Genomic DNA, 18,710 nt, shown 5'->3' with positions numbered 1-18,710 from the left:
TTCATTCGGTGCCATTTTTGATCACGCCAATCCACTTTTCTAAAAGATCACAACATTCTGTCTTTGACTTTAAGATCGTGCGGGCGATTCAGAAATCTTGCTGAACGGAGCGGCCTGGAGACCAAAGGCTCCAGGACCGAGAGAAGGGACCGCAAAGCGGCAAGATTTCCAGCCTGTCGCCGTGATACCTGAAACATAGCCAGCGAGCGGAGCGCGCAGTAAAAGAGCCGGAGATTCTTAAGAGGCGCGGCGATAGGCGCCTCTTAAGGCCAGTTTGGGTGGCAACCCAAGGTGTTGACCTAGACCTAGACCTTAAGGCCAGTTTGGGTGGCAACCCAAGGTGTTAACCTAGACCTAGACCTTAAGGCCAGTTCGGATGGCAAACCCAAAATCAAAGCTTCGGGATTTCCCGATAAAACCCGACTCCGATGAGGCGTCCAAACAGGAAAGGTATAAATTTCCGCCCGCGCAGCCACGCTTCCAGCCGTGAAGGGGCACGCTTCCTTTGTTTCTGTCCTGCTTTACTGATCATAATCTGTAATGCCTGCGTCGCCCACGTCGGGAACGCGCGGCGGCGCTGGATACGTTTTAAGTGTCGCAGCGTCAGGCGTCCGGCCTTCAGCGGTTCAGTGATGATATTCGCTGTCGCCACCGCATCCTGAATCGCCAGATTCACGCCGACGCCGCCAATCGGTGACATTGCATGTGCCGCGTCGCCGATGCACAACAGACCCGGTTTAGCCCATTCTTTGAGACGGTCGATGCGGATCACCAGCAAGCGTACGTTTTCCCAGCTGAGAATATCGTCGGCTAAGCGCTGGCGCTCAAACGGCGACACTTCCGCCAGCAGGTCGAGAAAAGGCGCGATGCCCTGTGCTTTGAGCGCATTCAGGCTGTCTTTCGGGATTGAATACCCACACTGCCAGTAATCACCCCGGTCGATCATGATGAAGTTTTTCTTTGGCCCGCGATGCCCCATCGACCACTGAGGATCATCCGGGCGTTTGGGGATTTTCAGCCATAACACGTCACGTGGCGCGCCATAACGGCGGATTTCCATCCCGGCCTGTTCGCGCACGATGGAATTACGCCCGTCGCAGCCGACGACCAGATCTGCATCAAAATGCTGCGTTTCGCCATTCACTTCAGCAAGAACGCCGGATACCTGGCATTTATCCTCCAGCAATGACAGGACCTGCGCGTTATGAATCAGCCGGAAATTGGGCAGTTGCGCAGCCTTGCTGGCGATGAAGTTGAGAAAATCCCACTGCGGCATAAAAGCGATAAATTTGCACTGCGTCGGCAGATGACTGAAATCCGCCAGCGTGGTTTCCTGGCCGTTGATCTCGCCATAAAGCTTTTCAGCGCGCTGATGCGGCAGGGCGAGGAACTCGTCGAGAAAACCCAGTTGCCAGATGATGTCCAGTGTAGACGGATGAATGGTATCGCCGCGAAAATCGCGTAAAAAATCGCTGTGCTTTTCCAGCACAGTGACGTCAATTCCCTTTCGCGCCAGAAGGTATCCCAGCATTAATCCTGCGGGGCCACCGCCGACGATGCAGCAGGACGCTGCTGCGGAGGATTCAGTGTTCGGTGTCATTCCAACCTGCCTGAGGGGATGAATTTACATGATAACAATTATCATTTGCACGAGTGGGCGTCAATTCATCCCGTGCTACATCACAGAACATTTCCTGCACAGCGTCGTAACAAAACTCCATGTTTTTGCACCACCGCGATCGTGTCGCTGCTTTCCCGTTTGGGATGAAATTTACTCATTGTGTCTGTAAATCATTCGCTTAACGGTTGTTTTTAAAACTGGCAGACAAATTGCAAAGTGGTCCACAGGTTGAGTTGTTGGGCCAATTATGGCCGATGTTTGCACAAGCCAAAGTGCGGAGAAGCCAATGAACGGCGACATAAATTTATTGCATCCGATTGCGCCACAACAAAGCGACACGCTGGTGCTCGATGCACTGACCCGCTATGTGGCGCAGTCCGGCACCCGTATCGGCGAGAAATTGCCGCCTGAGCGCGTGCTGGCCGAAGGGCTGGCGGTGAGCCGTAACACCGTACGCGAGGCGCTGAAACGCTGGGAAGCGCTGGGGATTATCGTGCGCAAAAAAGGCAGCGGCACGTTTTTGCAGTCTGAAATTACCGCTAACGACAGCTTTCTGTCCCTGCGCTTTAAGAATGACTCAGCCACCATGCTTCATGCACTGGAAGTGCGCCGGATCATTGAATGCGAGGCTTCCGCGCTGGCGGCGGTACGTGCGACGGAAAGCGATTTGCTGTTTATCGAACAGAAGCTGGATGTGATGGAAAAAGTCCATCTGAGCGTCGGTTCCGCCGGGGCAGAAGACTGGCAGTTTCACGCGGCAATCTACAGCGCGGCGCACAATCCGCTGCTGCTGCAAATGGTCGGCGGCATTTATGACCTGCTGCATGCCTTTTTTGAATCGCCGCCTGAGCAGGCGCTGTTCAGCGACTCTTTTCCGCTGCATCGCATGTTATTTGAAGCCATTGCGCGCCGTGAACCGGAAAACGCGCGCAGGCTAAGCAACGACATTCTGAACATAACTGAACGTGACATGAAGGAAGTGATCAATGCAGCAAGATGATAAGAGCCAGCCTGTTGAATTAGGGGAAAACACCCGTTTAGTGCACGACGCCCGCCACGATCGCGGAGCGATTTCGCCGCCAATCTATCAGTCTTCGTTATTCAGTTTCACTGATTATGACAGCATGATTGCCCGTTTTCGCGGCGACAGCGACCATGCTTTGTATTCCCGCGTTGATAACCCGACCGTCGTCGAATTGCAGAAAAAAGTGGCGCAACTGGAAGGCGGCGAAGCCTGTCTGGCGTTCGGCAGCGGCATGGCGGCGATCAGTAACGCCATTCTCAGCGTGGCCGGTCCCGGCGATAAAGTGGTGTGCGTGAATCACGTCTACCCGGACACTTACCGCTTTCTGCGCGGTTTTTGCACCCGTTTTCAGATTGAATCACAGTTTGTCGATGGCGGTTCACTGCCCGCGCTGGAAGAGGCGATGCAGGGCGCGAAACTGCTGTATCTCGAAAGCCCGAACAGTTGGGTGATGGGCGAACAAAATCTGCGGGCCATCGCGGAACTGGCGAAAAAATACGGCGTAATAACGATGATCGACAATAGCTGGGCGTCGCCGATTTTCCAGAAGCCACTGGCTGCGGGCATCGATCTGGTCATTCATTCCGCGTCGAAATACATCAGCGGGCACAGCGACGTGGTCGCCGGGCTGGTGATTTCCAGCCAGGAACGCATCAGCGCCATCAGTCGTTATATCAGCCCGTTTTTAGGCGGCAAACTTTCTGCCAATGAAGCCTGGCTGCTGCTGCGCGGCCTGCGCACGCTGCCGCTGCGTATGCGCCAGCATCACGAAAGTGCGCTGGAACTGGCGCGCCGGTTGCAGGGCTATTCGCGCATCACGCAGGTGAATCATCCGGGACTTGACCCGTTGCCGACTTCCACGCTGACCGGCTACAGCGGTTTGTTCTCCTTTGAGCTGAGCGAAGGCATCGATATTCCGACGTTCTGTAACGCGCTGAACCTGTTCCGTATGGGGGTCAGCTGGGGCGGTTTCGAAAGTCTGGTGATGCCAGCCATTTCTGTGCTGAATCAGGCGGGCGAATTCAACTCGGCAATAGATTTCGGTGTGTCGCCCCGCGTGATCCGCATTTCTATCGGGCTGGAAGAGACCGAAGATTTATGGCGTGACCTGAAAAACGCCATCGAAAGCGCCTGTTCCTGAGGCCTTTGTTGAAAGACCGTTCCTGTGTTCCGACTTTTTTCACCGTGGAGAATCAAGATTATGCGACACCCGAAACGTCATGCGCTCAGCCTGCTGGCGCTCAGCGTCAGCCTGTTTTCCTGCGCCAGTTTTGCCGCCACCAAACTGACGCTGGTGGAAGTGATCACCAGCCCGGCGCGTACTGAAATGCTGCAAAAAATGTTAACCGCTTACAAAACGCAGCACCCTGATGTCGAGATCGACGTGGTGTCGCTGCCCTGGGGACAGGCGTTTGAAAAGCTTGGCACCATGATCCAGAGCGGACAATACCCGGATGTGGTGGAAATGCCGGACACCTGGCAAGGGCTGTATGCCAGTAACGGCATGCTGGCTGATCTCGAACCGCGGCTGAAAGGCTGGTCGGGCACGCCGGATCTGACTGACAAAACGCTGACCATGGCGCGTTCTTCCGGCGGCACCGCCACCATGATCCCGTACGGTTTTTATCTGCGGGCCATGTTCTGGAACAAAAAACTCTTCCAGCAGGCGGGTCTGACCGACGCGCCGAAAACCATGGATGAGTTTATGGCGGATGCGAAGAAAATCAGCGCGCTGGGTAACGGCATCAGCGGTTATTGCATGCGCGGCGGCGTCGGCGGCACGAATGCCTGGATGATGTTTATGGCGGCGATGAACGGCTCGCCGGACTTCTTCGATAAAGAGGGCAACAGCACGCTGACCAAACCTGGTGCGATTAAAGGTGCGCAATTCCTGGTGGATATGTACCAGAAGGGTTATGCGCCAAAAGACAGCGTCAACTGGGGCTTTAACGAAATCGTCTCCGGATTCTATTCCGGTAAATGCGCAATGCTCGATCAGGATCCGGACGCGCTGATCGCCATCAAAAACAGCATGAATCCTGACGATTTCTCGGTCGCGCCAATGCCGCTCGGGCCGAACGGCAAAGCCTATCCGACCATCGGTTATACCGGCTGGTCGATGTTCAAACAGGGCAAAAATCAGGATCAAAGCTGGGATCTGATTTCCTTCCTCAGTAACAAAGAAAACAACCTCACCTGGTCGAAATTTGTCGGCACCTTACCGATTTATAAGGGCGCAGAGCAGGATGCGTATTACCACGCGCCGCAGTTTGCAGGCTGGTTTGCCGAGCTGAACAGCCCGGATTACATCCCGCTGACTATGCCAACGCACCTCAAAGGCTGGGGCTATTTCAACTCGGTGATTGTGAAAGACAGTTCGCAGGAAACGCTGCTCGGCCAGAACGACACCGAAAGCATGGTGAAAGACTGGGCGAAATACCTGACCAAAGAACAGAAAGCCTGGCTGGCTGCGCAAAAGTAAACCGGATAACTCCGGCGCGAATCTGCTGCCGGAGTTCGATATTCTTCTCAACGGAGACGCGTCATGATGTTGGAAGTTTCACCGCCAGACACCGCTGCCGTGCCGCGCTTCCCGCGTTTGCGGGCGCTGCTGGAACCCTGGGTTTATCTCAGCCCGACGCTGGTGCTGATCGGCCTGTTTATCTTTGTTCCGATGGCCATCGGCATTTCCTATGCTTTTCAGAACATCCAGTTGCTTAACCCTTTCGATACCGGCTGGGTCGGGCTGGATAACTTCCGCACCATGTTTGATGACCGGCATTTCTATGCTGCGCTGCGCCATACCTTCAACTGGACACTGACTTCACTGGTGTTGCAGTTCGCGCTGGGGCTGGGGTTAGCCTTATTGCTCAACCGTGAGTTTCCCGGCCGCCGCTGGGTGCAGGCGCTGGTGTTTCTGCCGTGGGCGGTTCCGGCGTTTCTCTCCGGCCTGACCTGGGCGTGGTTGCTCAATCCGGTGATTGGTGTACTGCCTTACTGGCTGGCTGACCTGCATATCATTTCCGAGCCGTACAATATTTTGTCTGATCCGCAACTGGCGCTGTACGGCCCGGTGGTGGCCAACGTCTGGTTCGGCATTCCGTTTTTCGCCATAACGTTGCTGGCGGCGTTGCAGTCGATTCCGAAAGATTTGTACGAAGCGGCGGCCATGGACGGGGCGACCGGCTGGCAGCAGTTTCGCAAAGTGACACTGCCGTTTCTGGCACCGATGATTGCCATCACGGTGATGCTGCGCACCATCTGGATTGCGAATTTCGCCGACCTGATTGTGGTGATGACCGACGGCGGCCCGGCCAATTCCACCTCGATTCTGTCGAGTTTCATCTTCACCACTGCGTACCGCAAACTCGACTTTGGTTATGCGTCGGCGATGGCAGTGTTCCTGCTGGTGCTGATGACGCTTTACGCGCTGGTTTTACTGCGCATCCGCCATCAGTTGCTGAAATAAGGAGGCTCATATGAACGCATTGTCATTCAACGCGTGGCTGCGCAAGGGCGGACACCGGCTGGGGATTTTGTTTTACCTGGTGTTCGCGCTGTTCCCGATTTACTGGCTGATCAAAATCTCAGTCACACCGGATAAACTGCTCTACAGCGAAGGCGTGCGGATGTGGCCGGGTGAGATGACGCTGACACATTTTCAGCGGGTGTTTACGGAAAGCCAGTTTCCACTGTATTTCTTCAACAGTCTGATTGTGTCATTCGGCACGGCATTTCTGACCACGATCATTGCTGCCGGCGCAGGCTTTGCGTTTTCCCGTTTCAGTTTTCGCGGCAAAACGGTGATGGCCGCGCTGCTGCTGTTTACGCAGATGTTCCCGCTGGTGATGATCCTCGCGCCAATTTACAAAGTAATGGCACCACTCGGCCTGACCAACAGCCTGCTGGGGCTGGTGCTGATTTACACCGCCTTTAACGTCCCTTTTGCCACGTTCCTGATGCAGTCGTTTTTCGACAGCATTCCGAAGGATCTGGAAGAGTCCGCGATGCTGGAAGGGTGCAGCCGCTTTATGGCGCTGCGCAAAGTCATCATCCCGCTGACGTTACCGGGCATGGCGGCAACGTTAGGTTTCGTGTTTACCGCCGCGTGGAGCGAATTGTTGTTCTCGCTGATGCTCATCAACAAAAACGAGGTGATGACGTTCCCGGTTGGCTTACTCAGTTTTGTGTCGAAATTCGCGGTTTCATGGGGCGACATGATGGCGGCGGCCGTGCTGGCGCTCATTCCTGCCTGTCTGTTCTTTGCGTTCATTCAGCGTTACCTGGTTCAGGGGCTGACTGCGGGTGCGGTTAAAGGATAATTTTATGGCTCAGATTACGATTTCCGATCTTCAAAAACGTTACGAAAATGTCGAAGTGTTGCGACATATCAACCTGACCATTAAAGACGGTGAGTTTGTGGTGCTGGTCGGGCCGTCCGGTTGCGGTAAATCGACCCTGCTGCGTACCATCGCCGGGCTGGAACTGGCGACGGCGGGGGACATTCATATTGGTTCGCGTCTGATGAATCAGGTAGCGCCGAAAGACCGTGACATTTCAATGGTATTCCAGAGTTATGCGTTGTATCCGCACATGACCGTGGCGCGCAATATGGGCTTCAGCCTCGAAGTACAAAAACGCCCGAAAGCGGAGATTGAGGCTGCGGTAAATAAAGCTGCCGATATCCTCGGGCTGACTGCGCTGCTGCATCGCCGCCCGAAAGAGCTTTCCGGCGGGCAGCGTCAGCGGGTGGCAATGGGCAGGGCAATCGTGCGCGAACCGCAGGTGTTTTTGTTCGATGAACCGCTTTCCAACCTGGATGCGCAGTTACGCGGGCAGATGAGGATTGAAATCAAAAGCCTGCATCAGAGAATGAAAAACACCATTGTTTATGTGACGCACGATCAGGTCGAAGCCATGACCCTCGCCGACCGTATCGTGGTGCTTAATCATGGCCTGATCCAGCAGGTCGGCACGCCGCTGGAACTGTACGACACACCGGCCAATAAATTCGTTGCCAGCTTTATCGGGTCGCCTTCAATGAACTTCATCAACGGCACACTGGAACTGGGTGATTCTGCACCGCAGTTACGGATTACGCCGGAATTAACGCTGCCGGTGGATCCTTCAATCATGAATCTGCAAAGTGGTTCAGAGGTGATTTATGGCGTCCGCCCTGAAGCCATTGTGCTGTGCGAAGAGGGTGCGCCGGGCGCCGTGCCGCTGGACATCACGCTGATTGAACCGACCGGTCTGAGCGAACTGATCCACGGTAAATTTGGCCGTGAAAGCCTGAGTGTTTACAGCATGGTGAGATCGGGTGCCGCGCCGGGGGATCGCGTGTGGGTACAGATTGATACTGCGCGAATGCAGTTGTTTGAGGGGGATAGCCAGCGGCGAATGGGGAAATTAGGGGAGTAGATTTTGGGTCTGCTCCTCCCCCTGCGAAGGGTGAGGAGCAAACCAGTTAAACCGCTTTCGCCTCAGATAAGCTCATCAGCTTAAAGCCGAAACCGACACCGGCAATCAGCATCAAACTGATAAACCCGGTAATCCCGTACCAGCCAAATGAGTGCCAGAAGAATCCGCCTGATGTCCCGGCGACGCTCGACCCTGCGTAATAACTGAAAAGGTATAACGAGGAAGCCTGTCCTTTTGCGCGGCGTGCACGACGCCCGATCCAGCCGCTGGCGACGGAGTGGGCGGCGAAGAACCCGCCGGTAACCAGGATCATACCGATGAAAATCAGCCAGACCGGCGAGAAGGCGGTGATCAAAATCCCCAGCAGCATGAGCGCTGTTGCGCCGATCAGCACCGGACCGCGGCCATAAACACCGGTCAGCGCACCGGCTTTCGGCGAGCTGTAGGTGCCCATCAGATAGACCACAGAGATAATGCCGACAATCGCCTGGCTCAGATTGTAGGGCGATGAAAGCAGACGGTAACCGATGTAGTTAAACATGGTCACGAAACTCCCCATCAGCAGGAAACCTTCGGCGAAAAGTAGCGGCAAGCCGCTGTCGCGCCAGTGCAGCTTGAAGTTAATCAGCAGCTTGCGTGGTTTCAGCGAGCTTGCCCGGAAATGTTTTGACGGCGGCAGAATGCGCCAGAACATAATTGCCGCCGCGAGCGCGAAGAAACCAACGACGGCAACGGCGATACGCCAGGAGAAGAAATCCGTCAGCACGCCGCTGACCAAACGTCCGCTCATGCCACCGATAGAATTTCCGCTGATGTATAGGCCCATCGAGAAAGCGACCACGCTCGGGTGGATTTCCTCACTGAGATAAGTCATGGCGACTGCCGCCACGCCGCTCAGCGACAGGCCGATCAGCGCACGCATGATGAGAATGCCATCCCAGCTTTGCATAAAGGAACAGACCAGCGTGCAGCCCGCAGCGAGAAATAACGCCACCACCATCACTGATTTACGCCCGACGGCATCAGAAACTGGCCCGGTGAACAGCAGACCAATCGCCATTAAACCGGTGGACAACGACAACGACAGGCTGCTGGTGGCCGGTGAAACGCCGAAATCATGCGACAACACTGGCAGGATTGGCTGGACGCAATACAGCAGGGCAAACGTCGCCAGACCCGCTGAAAACAGCGCAAGGGTGACGCGGATAAATTGCGGCGTACCACGTTTGATAAAAGGGGTTTTAAGTCCGGAGCGGGCGACGGGGGTTTCAGGATTTAACTCGTCGTCGTTAACTGAATCACTGGCTGGTGCAGCGGAAATCCGCCGGGAGGTTTTCACTGGAAGTCCTTAATACGGGGGCTGTAAAACTTAATTTTAAAATGTATAAGAATTTTAACGCTGCGAGGTTTATTGTCTAATATATTAATCAGTCAAAAACGATATGTTTAAAGTATCAATCGGGTGAATTAATCCACATCATGAACCACATCGAACTGCGTCATCTACGTTATTTCATCGCTGTTGCCGAGGAACTGCATTTTGGCCGGGCAGCGGAACGTCTGCACATTTCCCAGCCGCCGCTGAGCCAGCAAATTCAGGCGCTGGAAACCCATCTCGGCGCCGCGCTGTTTTACCGCAACAACCGCAGCGTGCGGCTGACGCAGGCGGGACAGGCGTTTCTGCCGGAAGCCCGGCAGATTTTGCAGCGTGTCGGTGAGGCGTCCGCTCAGGCGGCACGCATTCATCGCGGCGAGTCAGGCAATCTGACCCTCGGGCTGACCTCTTCGGCACCGTTTTTACGTCGTGTTTCCCGCACCTTGCACCGTTTTCGTCTGACCTATCCGGATGTCAATATTCGCATTGAGCAGCTCAACAGCAAACAGCAGATCGAACCGTTACTGGAGGGAAAACTGGATCTGGGCATTATGCGTAATGGCGAGTTACCGGAGGAGCTGGAACACCATCTTGTGCTGTCCGAGCCGCTGATTGCTGTGGTGCACAAAGACCATCCGCTGAATGCGCTTAAAGAGGGTGAACTGACTTTTCAGCACCTTGCCGATCAGCCTTTTGTGTTTTTCTCCAAAGATGTCGGCACGTCGCTTTACGACGATATACTCGGCCAGCTCAAAGTGCAGGGGATCACGCCGTATATCACTCAGGAAGTCGGCGAACCGCTGACCATTATCGGCCTGGTCGCGGCCGGTCTCGGGGTGTCAATTCTGCCCGCTTCTTATCTGCGTATTCAGGTTGAAGGGGTGAGGTATTTGCGATTTGGCACGCTGCAGGGCACGACAGAGCTTTGGCTGGTGAATCACGCGCGGCGTCCTGCGACTGCCGCAGCCCGGGCATTTATGGATTTGTTGTTACACGAAGAATAAGGAGGCGAAGTCAGAAGATGCTGTATTTCCAGTCAATTCTGAGCGTGTTTTCGCGCAATTTGTGCACCAAATCACATAACGAATCAAATAGTTGACGACATATAACAAAAACTCCAACATAGCCCTAATCTTTATTTTGAAGCGCGAAAATAACAGGAGTTCCTTGAGTGATCCCCGACGGGCAACCAGGACATATAGATCAGATAAAACAAACCAATGTCGGTGCTGTGTACCGCCTGATAGATCAGTTTGGTCCTATTTCGCGCATTGAATTGTCAAAGAAAGCACAACTGGCTCCTGCCAGTATCACCAAGATAGTTCGTGAGTTAATCCAGGCGCATCTGGTGCTGGAAACTGAATTTCAGGATCCCGGTAGCCGCGGGCGTCCGGCCATTGGTTTAGCGCTCGATACGCAGGCCTGGCATTACCTTTCAGCACGTATCAGCCTCGGTTCCATTACCCTGGGTCTGCGTGATCTCAGCAGTAAACTGGTGGTAGAAGAAGTCCTCCCGCTGCCGGAACAGGCGTCGCAACCTCTGCTTAAACGTATTATTTCGGAAATCGATCAGTTTTTTATCCGTCATCAGCGCAAACTCGAACGTCTCACCGCCATCGCCATTACCTTACCGGGCATGATCGACGCACGGCGTGGCATTGTGCACCGCATGCCGTTTTATCATGACGTGTTTGATATGCCGCTGGGCGACACGCTGTCTGAGCACACCGGTTTGCCGGTGTATGTGCAGCACGATATCGGTGCCTGGACGCTGGCCGAGTTGCTATACGGTGCCTCCCGGGGTTGTAAAAATGTGGTACAGGTGGTGATTGATCACAACGTCGGAGCAGGGGTGATCACGGGCGGGCGCGTGTTGCACGCGGGCAGCAGCAGTGTGGCGGAAATCGGCCATACGCAGGTCGATCCTTACGGCAAGCGCTGTTATTGCGGCAATCACGGTTGCCTTGAAACTGTCGCCAGCACTGACAGCATTCTTGATCTGGTTCGTCAGCGGTTAACGGTACCGGTTCCGGCCAGCTTACTGCATGGTGTGTCGCTGACTATCGAGGCCGTGTGTGATGCAGCAAACCGTGGCGATCAGCTAGCGCGTGATGTGATCATTAGCGTCGGACAAAGCGTTGGACGCATTCTGGCGATCATGGTCAATCTGTTTAATCCGGAGAAAGTGCTGATCGGCTCACCGCTGAATTTATCTCAGGATATTCTCCATCCCGCGATAATGTCCTGTATTCAGCAGCAATCGCTTCCCGCCTATAGCGAAAATATCAAACTTGAATCGACACAATTCTATAATCAGGGAACGATGCCCGGCGCGGCGTTAGTGAAAGATGCGTTATATAGCGGATCCCTGTTAATTAAATTACTGCAAGGCTAATATCCTGCAAAATTGAAGTTACTTCTGCATTGGCTGCATTTGTTCGCCCGAATCCTTGATCTTCGTCAGCGCATCGGGACTTTCTTCCTTGCCGCCCTGTCGTAATTTCCATTAATTGGGATATATCATTAACCTGTGTTCGTAAATAAAAAAATATAAGCCCTCCGCATTAACTGCATGGACAGTCAACAAAACATTGCGCTAACGCAAACCGCTCTCATCCCGCATCGCCTAGACTTTCTGTCGTGACTTTGTCTCTGGCGGTGTGTTCTTACCGGAGACTATCTTTCAATAAGACGGAGAGATCCCGGAGCCTGAATTCCATGTTAACGCACTTTTTCGTCACGGGTACGGATGCCCGTGTAGGTAAAACCATTGTCACACGTGCCTTGCTTCAGGCTTTAGCCGCGCAGGATCGCTGCGTTTTAGGCTATAAACCTATTGCAACAGGCAGTCAGGAGCTGGCCGACGGGGTTCGAAATAAAGATGCGGTAACGCTCCAGCAGTCATCTTCAATTTCTTATCCTTTTAATAAAATAACTCCGCTGGCATTAGCTGATGAAGATATTTATGCCAGCCAGGTCCCTGAAAATGTTTTTGAAATAATGACTAACGGTCTTAATTTCATGCGTAAGGAGGCTGACTCCGTTGTAGTTGAAGGGTGCGACGGCTGGAGAACATTGATCACACCGCATCTTTTATATTCGGACTGGGTCCGCCAGCAAAATATGCCGGTAGTATTAGTGGTAGGTATTCAGGAAGGTTGTGTCAGCCATGCGTTATTAACCGCGCAGGCGATTATTGCGGATGGTTTACCACTGCTTGGTTGGGTGGCGAACCGCATTAATCCCTGTCTGGCTCATTACCAGGAAACGATTGATGCGCTCAGCGTCAATATTTCCGCACCGCTGCTCGGTGAAATTCCGTATTTACCTCGTGCGGAAAGCCGCGATATGGCGAAGTTTATCGACCTGTCCAGCTTTAACCTGGAAATGGTGATTAAAGTATGAGGCTGACGGTTTTTTAAAATTTATCATGGATGGAATTAAATGCCTGAAAAAAAGCAATATTCAAAATTGAACAGCATGTTGCTTAAACGCAAAATGATGAAAGTGATCGACCCTAAATGTGTCGATCAGGAACCCGCTAATCCGTTATATGTTTATGAAGTTATCCGTCAGGCGGCGGGAAATTATAAACTTGTTAATATAATGGATCCTCAACGCACCCTTGTACCAAATGGAGGTGGCTGGGTGTTTGCTATCATGGATGATGCTCCGGGGGCTGTTATTTGCGGCAAGGCAGATTATCAAAATGTCCATGGACATACTTCTCTTACGGGTATCTGTGAACATAAAAAAGGGGGAGTGATAATAGAAAGGGAACGCGGAGTTTATTTCGCTGGTGAGCTCGTATTTAGTGCCGGGCGACTGACGCGCTGGACTAATGGTAGTGGACATTTTGCTCCCTCCCGCTCATTGGCTTTTTCCAACTTATTAGCCCCCGTACGCCTCACTTTACCCATCCATTTATTCAGGCCAGAGGACGCATAATCGCTTTCTCAATAAATCATCTTTTTTTAGTCAACACTTATAACTGATGTTGTCATAATTAAACTGTCCTTAACAGGCGCTGTGTGCAAACCCGGCGCCTCTTTTTTGTCTATAATTTGGTATCTGCCTGCGTGCACTCATCAAAACAATGCTAAAGAAAACAAAGAACATGGCCGTCAATCATCCTGAAGTAAAGTCTGCTGTTAAATCTTCTCACCGACCTCTAATCCTTGCCGCCTGCATGTTGTCGATGTTTATGGCCGCCGTAGAAGTGACCATTGTCGCGACGGCGATGCCGACCATTATTGGCGATCTGGGTGGGTTCTCGCTGCTCGGCTGGGTGTTTGCCGTCTATCTGCTGACGCAGGCGATCAGCGTACCCATCTACGGGCGGCTGGCGGATTTGTATGGTTGCCGGAAAATGTTTTTCATCGGCACCACGCTGTTTCTGATCGGCTCTGTCCTGTGCGGATTCGCCCCTTCGCTTGGCTGGATGATCGGCTTTCGTGCCTTACAGGGACTGGGTGCAGGGGCAATCACGCCGATAGCCACCACGCTGATTGCCAATGTGTACGGCCCGCAGGAAAGGGCAAAAGCGCAGGGATATTTGTCCAGCGTATGGGGCGTTTCGGCGATTGTCGGCCCGCTGATGGGAGCGTTTATTGTTTCCCATTTCCCGTGGGCGGTGGTGTTTTGGGTGAACGTGCCTGTCGGCCTGGTGGCGATGGTCATTCTGGTGAAATACCTGCCGCCGGACGGACAGCGTAAACCACATAAGCTGGATCTGGCCGGTACCGGTTATCTGACCCTTTCTGTCGCGGCCTTACTCCTGGCGCTGTTGCAGGCTGAAGTGCTGGGTTACTGGGCGTTGGCACTGATGGCATTAGCCGTTGGCAGCGCATGGCTGCTTATCCGGCAGGAGCGTAAAACGCCGGAGCCTTTGTTCCCGCTGGCGCTGTGGCAAAGCAAAGTGATTATTGCCGGAAATGTTGGCGGGTTGATCATTGGCGCCACCATGATGGGTATCAGCGCATTTTTGCCAACCTATGTGCAGGGCGTACTCGGCGGAACGCCGTTACAGGCGGGCACCACGCTGGCGCTGATGTCGATTGGCTGGCCGCTGGCGAGCATGTTCAGCAGCCGTCTGATGCAGGCGACTTCATATCGTGCAACGGCGGTCATTGGCGGATTATTGCTGGTCGGCGGAAGTCTGGCGCTGTTGCTGCTTTCGCCATCGTCCGGTTTGTGGATGGCGCGTCTGGCGGCATTTTCGATTGGCGCGGGCATGGGGTTGTGTAATACCACCTTTATTGTCTCGGTGCAAAACAGCGTTGAACCGGCTATCCGCGGCATCGCGACGGCCTCAACACTCTTTACCCGTATGCTGGGTTCCGCCATTGGCACCGCGGTGCTTGGCGCAACGTTGAATCTGAATCTGCAATATCGTCTGCCGCAGGTAAACGATCCGGTACAGCAACTGATGGAAAAAGCCACCCGCAGCGCAATGGATAGCCAGCAACTGGGTGCTCTGACCGACAGCGTGGCGGCGTCGCTGCACTGGGTATTTGTGGTGTCTGCAGTGATTTCGGTACTGGCAGTCGCCGCCGGTTTGCTGATCCCCTCCGGTGACCGCCCGCACGCTGAACCGCAGCGGGAAAGCTAAGCCGGGGGCCGTTGTTGCAGCCTGACCGCAATCAACATCAGCGTCAGGCTCAGCAGCACTGCAACCGACGCCATCGCCATCCCGTCGCCCACCGAACCCTGTTCAAACTGACGCCAGACATACACCGATACGGTCTGTACGCCCGCCGGTGAAAGCAGCAGGGACGTCACCAGTTCCCGTGACGCCACGGCAAAAACCATCATCATTGATGCCAGCAGGCTCGGAAATACCAGCGGCAGCAGGATCAGACGCAATGTCTGCGCCGCCGTGGCACCGTGCACCCGTGCGGCGGCGTCCAGATTGCCGCCAATCTGCTTCAACGCGGCGCTGACATAACGCACCGGATAAGGCAGCAACAGGCAGCAGTAAGCCAGCAGCAGAATTCCCCAGGTGTTGTACGGCGTCACCGGCCAGAAACTGCGGTTCCAGGCCAGAATCAGACCGACACCCACCACAATCCCCGGCAATGCCGCCGGTAACAGCGATAAACCGTCGATAACCGCCGCACCGCGAATTTTTCGTGCCACTACCAGCCACGAGGCAAGAAAGCCGGTCGCCCCGGCGATCAGCGCGGTACCCAGCGCCAGACTGAGGCTGGTCGACAGCGCACTCAGCGCGTCGCCGTGCGCGGCAAACAGATTACTGAAGTGGCGGAAGGTCAGATTCTGCCACGACAGCCCGCCGGACAACGTGCGGGAAAACGCCGTGGCCAGCGTGGAGACAATCGGCAGTGCGACGGCAATCACTGCCACCGCTGTAAACAACATCAGCACCGGAATTGTCCAGACTCCCGGCGTTTTTTGTGTCACGTCCGCCGGTTTGCCGGTCACGCTTTCCACATTCTTGCCCGCCAGCACTGCACGCTGAACGCTGTACGCACAAAGCGCAATCGCAACCAGCATCAGCGACAGCACTGCCGCGCCGGGCAGGTCGATCGGCCAGTCGGCAAGGCGCTGTTCGATGCCGGTGGTGAGCATCAGAATGCCGCTGCGCGAACCCAGCGCGCCGGGCACGCCGTATTCTTCAATCGACAGCGTAAACGCCAGTAACAAACTGGAGGCCATTGCCGGTAATGCCATGGGTAAAGTGATGCGCAAAAATGCCCGCCACGGACCCGCACCATGAATACGCGCAACATCTGCCAGACGACTGCCGCTGGCGGCCATGCTGCGCGATACCGCGAAATACACGACCGGAAACACATTCAGCGTCATCACCATCACCATGCCCGGCAGCGAAAACAAAAAATCATTCAGATGCAGCCACGGCAGCAGTTGCTGGACATAACCGTGGGTCTGTAACGCCAGCATCCACGACAGCGCGGCAATATATGGCGGTAAAAGGAAGGGCACCAGAAACAGGATGTCCCACAGCGCGGCGGCGGGTAGCACGAACAGGCCGCGCAAGGCACCTAATGGAATGCCAACCAGGCCACTGCATATCGCCACGCCCAGACCGACTTTTAATGTTGTCGCGAACAGTTCACGTAACTGAGGTTCTTCGAAAACACGATAAAATGCACTGAACGGTGCCGAATAACTGCCGGCATCCAGATGCGGAAAGACCGCCTGTAAAATCACAAAACTGACTGGCACCGCGACCAGCAGTAACAGCGCAATGCCCGTCATGCCCGGCAGGAAAGCATTTCTATTCATTGATTAAATCTCAGAAGCGGGCTGTTTTTTCAAACAGCCCGGGAAGGGATTATTGCTGTCCGAACAGTTTCGCGAAGCGGTCGAGAACGTCTTTACGTGATGCGGAAGCCTGTGATGCTTCCGGTAATAATTTCAGCGATTTAAACAGCGGGCGTTTGGCGTCGATATCCGTACGGGCTGGCATCAGCCAGGCATCGGCGACCAGTTTCTGGCCTTCAGGCGACAGCGCGTAATCGATAAAGGCTTTGGCTTCTTTGGGCTGCTGGCTGGATTTGAGGATCATCATCGGGCGCGGGGCGATAACCGTTCCGCTGCTCGGGAAAATCACTTTGACCGATTCACCGTCCTGCATACTGGCGTAAGACACATAATCGACCGCGCCAAATACCGCAGCTTTCGCGCCCTGTAAGACCGGCGTCAGCGCCTGTGCGTTGGGTCCGGCGATAATCATGCCGTTGGCTTTCAGATCCTCAAACAGTTTCCAGGCCTGTTGCGCGTGGGCATTTTGTAGACCGATCAGCAAATCCAGAGACGCCCCGGAGAGAGACGGATCCGGCGTGGTCACTTTGTCTTTGAATTCCGGTTTGGCTAAATCGCCCCAGTCTTTAGGCTCGGTCGTCCCACTTTTTGTGTTCCAGACGATGCCCAGTGCGGAAATACCCTGGGCGACGTAATAGGGGGTTTTAAACTGCGCGGGAACCTGTGCCGCATTTGGGCTTTGGTATTCAAGCAACCAGCCACGTTGTTCGAGATCGGTTGCGGTATCCCAGGATGCTGAGATAAGTATATCGGCCCGCGGGTTGGCCTGTTCGGCTTCCAGGCGAGCCATCACTTTGCCGGTTGTTGCCTGGAACACATCGACTTTTACGCCGCTTTGTTTTTCATAGCCTGCCGCCAGTTTTTTTGCCAGCGAGCCCGGCCCGGCGGTATAGAGCGTCAGTGCCTGTGCGTTGCCTGCCGCCATTGCGAGAGAAAGAGTCATTGCTGTCATTACGCCTGTTTTGGTACGGGAAAACGTTTTGGAGGTTTTGTTGTGTGTGCGGGTCATCATTTTCATTCCATCAAAGGTTAAGCAACAAAAGGTGAAACAACGGAAGGGTCAATCGGGTCAATGCTGGCGATCGCGCCTTTGTCCATGCGCGCAATGCGGTGAGCGAGTGCGTGAGCCTCGTGCTGATCGTGGGTGACATACACCGCCGTGGTGCCGAGCTGGCGCAACAATGTTGCCATTTCCTCGCACAGGCTTTCCCGCAGGTCGCGGTCAAGATTCGACAGCGGTTCGTCGAACAGCAAAATGCGTGGCTCAGCCACAATGGCGCGGGCGAGGGCCACACGCTGTTGCTGACCGCCGGAAAGTTCGGCAGGGCGGCGGGAGACAAAATTCGCCAGTCCGACGCGCTCCAGCGCCGCCATCACTTTCTCCTGCTGTATCGCACCGCGGATGCCGCGCATCTGCAACGGAAACGCGACGTTCTGGCGCACGGTCATGTGCGGCCACAGGGCATAATCCTGAAAGGCCATCCCGAGATTACGTTTTTCCGGTGGCAGACTGATTTTCCCGCTGGCGACAGTGACACCATCGAAGCTGATTTGTCCTGACGCAGGATGGAGTAATCCTGCCAGCATTTTCAGCAGCGTACTTTTTCCGCAGCCGGAAGGGCCAAGCAGGGCGAGGATCGTGCCTTCCGGCACGGATAAATTGACATGATTGAGTACCGGGTTGCTCCCAAAGAAATGGGACACCTGATGGACAGAGATCGCGGGGGGAGAAGACATGCGCGCAGGCGCATTCCCGCTGGCTGTAGCTGGAATGATCATGGTTGGTACTATCCTCTTTGGGACTTATTAGTGCAGGTGAGGGTAAAGGGGGAATGTGACGGACGGATGACAAAACCTTGGGTTGCCACCCAAACTGGCCTTAAGGTCGTGGGCGTCGGCCCACACCGACCAGAGACCCGGTAACGCGCGGGCCTCTGGACTCCGCGCTTTTTTCACTGCGCGCT

16 protein-coding genes are annotated in these 18,710 nt (G+C 54.6%); 11 read left to right on the top strand and 5 right to left on the bottom strand.

The annotated features are described in order from the left end of the window. Positions 1–391: 391 nt before the first annotated feature. On the bottom strand, positions 392–1,600 hold the full coding sequence (locus EX31_RS17030) for an FAD-dependent oxidoreductase (protein WP_037035772.1): 1,209 nt from the start codon (positions 1,598–1,600) through the stop codon (positions 392–394). Between the two features lie 307 nt (positions 1,601–1,907). On the opposite strand from EX31_RS17030, the gene EX31_RS17025 reads away from it, so the two are divergent. From EX31_RS17025 to EX31_RS17000, 6 genes are all read left to right on the top strand, one after another. Then, entirely contained in the window at positions 1,908–2,621 is a 714-nt protein-coding gene (locus EX31_RS17025) for a FadR/GntR family transcriptional regulator (protein ID WP_013575435.1), read from the top strand. Beyond that, positions 2,608–3,786 (top strand): aminotransferase class I/II-fold pyridoxal phosphate-dependent enzyme, encoded by a 1,179-nt coding sequence (locus tag EX31_RS17020; RefSeq protein ID WP_013575436.1) that lies wholly within the window; start codon positions 2,608–2,610, stop codon positions 3,784–3,786. The genes EX31_RS17025 and EX31_RS17020 overlap by 14 nt, the downstream gene beginning before the upstream one ends. A 60-nt stretch (positions 3,787–3,846) precedes the next feature. Then, the gene (locus EX31_RS17015; RefSeq protein WP_037035770.1) at positions 3,847–5,127 is read left to right on the top strand and encodes an ABC transporter substrate-binding protein; all 1,281 of its coding nucleotides are present in this window, start codon (positions 3,847–3,849) and stop codon (positions 5,125–5,127) included. Positions 5,128–5,190: 63 nt separating this feature from the next. Further along, complete coding sequence (locus tag EX31_RS17010) at positions 5,191–6,114, top strand: carbohydrate ABC transporter permease (RefSeq protein ID WP_013575438.1); 924 nt, start codon at positions 5,191–5,193, stop codon at positions 6,112–6,114. 10 nt (positions 6,115–6,124) lie between these two features. Then, positions 6,125–6,967, top strand: coding sequence for a carbohydrate ABC transporter permease (locus tag EX31_RS17005; protein WP_051931073.1), 843 nt, complete (start codon positions 6,125–6,127; stop codon positions 6,965–6,967). Positions 6,968–6,971: 4 nt separating this feature from the next. Then, entirely contained in the window at positions 6,972–8,066 is a 1,095-nt protein-coding gene (locus tag EX31_RS17000; RefSeq protein ID WP_013575440.1) for an ABC transporter ATP-binding protein, read from the top strand. Positions 8,067–8,112: 46 nt separating this feature from the next. On the opposite strand, the gene EX31_RS16995 is transcribed toward EX31_RS17000, so the two are convergent. Further along, on the bottom strand, positions 8,113–9,405 hold the full coding sequence (locus EX31_RS16995) for an MFS transporter (RefSeq protein ID WP_037035768.1): 1,293 nt from the start codon (positions 9,403–9,405) through the stop codon (positions 8,113–8,115). Positions 9,406–9,545: 140 nt separating this feature from the next. Between EX31_RS16995 and EX31_RS16990 the strand changes: the two genes are divergently transcribed. From EX31_RS16990 to EX31_RS16970, 5 genes are all read left to right on the top strand, one after another. Next, on the top strand, positions 9,546–10,445 hold the full coding sequence (locus EX31_RS16990) for a LysR family transcriptional regulator (protein ID WP_037035766.1): 900 nt from the start codon (positions 9,546–9,548) through the stop codon (positions 10,443–10,445). A gap of 167 nt (positions 10,446–10,612) precedes the next feature. Beyond that, positions 10,613–11,836, top strand: a complete 1,224-nt coding sequence (locus tag EX31_RS16985; protein ID WP_013575443.1) for a sugar metabolism global transcriptional regulator Mlc — start codon at positions 10,613–10,615, stop codon at positions 11,834–11,836. A gap of 323 nt (positions 11,837–12,159) precedes the next feature. Then, positions 12,160–12,846, top strand: a complete 687-nt coding sequence (gene bioD / locus EX31_RS16980; RefSeq protein ID WP_013575444.1) for a dethiobiotin synthase — start codon at positions 12,160–12,162, stop codon at positions 12,844–12,846. A gap of 39 nt (positions 12,847–12,885) precedes the next feature. Beyond that, on the top strand, positions 12,886–13,389 hold the full coding sequence (locus EX31_RS16975; RefSeq protein WP_037035764.1) for a hypothetical protein: 504 nt from the start codon (positions 12,886–12,888) through the stop codon (positions 13,387–13,389). Between the two features lie 169 nt (positions 13,390–13,558). Continuing rightward, positions 13,559–15,052: an MDR family MFS transporter gene (locus EX31_RS16970; RefSeq protein WP_037035762.1), complete on the top strand. Its 1,494-nt coding sequence runs from the start codon at positions 13,559–13,561 to the stop codon at positions 15,050–15,052. On the opposite strand, the gene EX31_RS16965 is transcribed toward EX31_RS16970, so the two are convergent. The 3 genes from EX31_RS16965 to EX31_RS16955 all read right to left on the bottom strand — a co-directional run bounded on the left by EX31_RS16965 (position 15,049) and on the right by EX31_RS16955 (position 18,525). After that, positions 15,049–16,707 (bottom strand): ABC transporter permease, encoded by a 1,659-nt coding sequence (locus EX31_RS16965; protein WP_037035761.1) that lies wholly within the window; start codon positions 16,705–16,707, stop codon positions 15,049–15,051. The genes EX31_RS16970 and EX31_RS16965 overlap by 4 nt on opposite strands. 49 nt (positions 16,708–16,756) lie before the next feature. Next, the gene (locus tag EX31_RS16960; protein ID WP_197060743.1) at positions 16,757–17,698 is read right to left on the bottom strand and encodes an ABC transporter substrate-binding protein; all 942 of its coding nucleotides are present in this window, start codon (positions 17,696–17,698) and stop codon (positions 16,757–16,759) included. A gap of 77 nt (positions 17,699–17,775) precedes the next feature. After that, positions 17,776–18,525, bottom strand: a complete 750-nt coding sequence (locus EX31_RS16955) for an ABC transporter ATP-binding protein (RefSeq protein WP_037035756.1) — start codon at positions 18,523–18,525, stop codon at positions 17,776–17,778. Positions 18,526–18,710: the final 185 nt, after the last annotated feature.

The organism is Rahnella sp. WP5 (genome assembly GCF_000745615.1).
Classification (GTDB): Bacteria; Pseudomonadota; Gammaproteobacteria; order Enterobacterales; family Enterobacteriaceae; genus Rahnella; species Rahnella aceris.
The sequence above is the reverse complement of the archived record's forward strand: the minus strand, read 5'-3'. Positions and strand labels throughout refer to the sequence as shown.

Coding starts and splice junctions, on each gene's coding strand:
- EX31_RS17010 (WP_013575438.1), top strand. CDS start 5,191: ATGATGTTGGAAGTTTCACCGCCAGACACCGCTGCCGTGCCGCGCTTC.
- bioD (WP_013575444.1), top strand. CDS start 12,160: ATGTTAACGCACTTTTTCGTCACGGGTACGGATGCCCGTGTAGGTAAA.
- EX31_RS16965 (WP_037035761.1), bottom strand. CDS start 16,707: ATGAATAGAAATGCTTTCCTGCCGGGCATGACGGGCATTGCGCTGTTA.
- EX31_RS16970 (WP_037035762.1), top strand. CDS start 13,559: ATGGCCGTCAATCATCCTGAAGTAAAGTCTGCTGTTAAATCTTCTCAC.
- EX31_RS17030 (WP_037035772.1), bottom strand. CDS start 1,600: ATGACACCGAACACTGAATCCTCCGCAGCAGCGTCCTGCTGCATCGTC.
- EX31_RS16990 (WP_037035766.1), top strand. CDS start 9,546: ATGAACCACATCGAACTGCGTCATCTACGTTATTTCATCGCTGTTGCC.
- EX31_RS17000 (WP_013575440.1), top strand. CDS start 6,972: ATGGCTCAGATTACGATTTCCGATCTTCAAAAACGTTACGAAAATGTC.
- EX31_RS17020 (WP_013575436.1), top strand. CDS start 2,608: ATGCAGCAAGATGATAAGAGCCAGCCTGTTGAATTAGGGGAAAACACC.
- EX31_RS17025 (WP_013575435.1), top strand. CDS start 1,908: ATGAACGGCGACATAAATTTATTGCATCCGATTGCGCCACAACAAAGC.
- EX31_RS16975 (WP_037035764.1), top strand. CDS start 12,886: ATGCCTGAAAAAAAGCAATATTCAAAATTGAACAGCATGTTGCTTAAA.
- EX31_RS16955 (WP_037035756.1), bottom strand. CDS start 18,525: ATGATCATTCCAGCTACAGCCAGCGGGAATGCGCCTGCGCGCATGTCT.
- EX31_RS17015 (WP_037035770.1), top strand. CDS start 3,847: ATGCGACACCCGAAACGTCATGCGCTCAGCCTGCTGGCGCTCAGCGTC.
- EX31_RS16960 (WP_197060743.1), bottom strand. CDS start 17,698: ATGACAGCAATGACTCTTTCTCTCGCAATGGCGGCAGGCAACGCACAG.
- EX31_RS17005 (WP_051931073.1), top strand. CDS start 6,125: ATGAACGCATTGTCATTCAACGCGTGGCTGCGCAAGGGCGGACACCGG.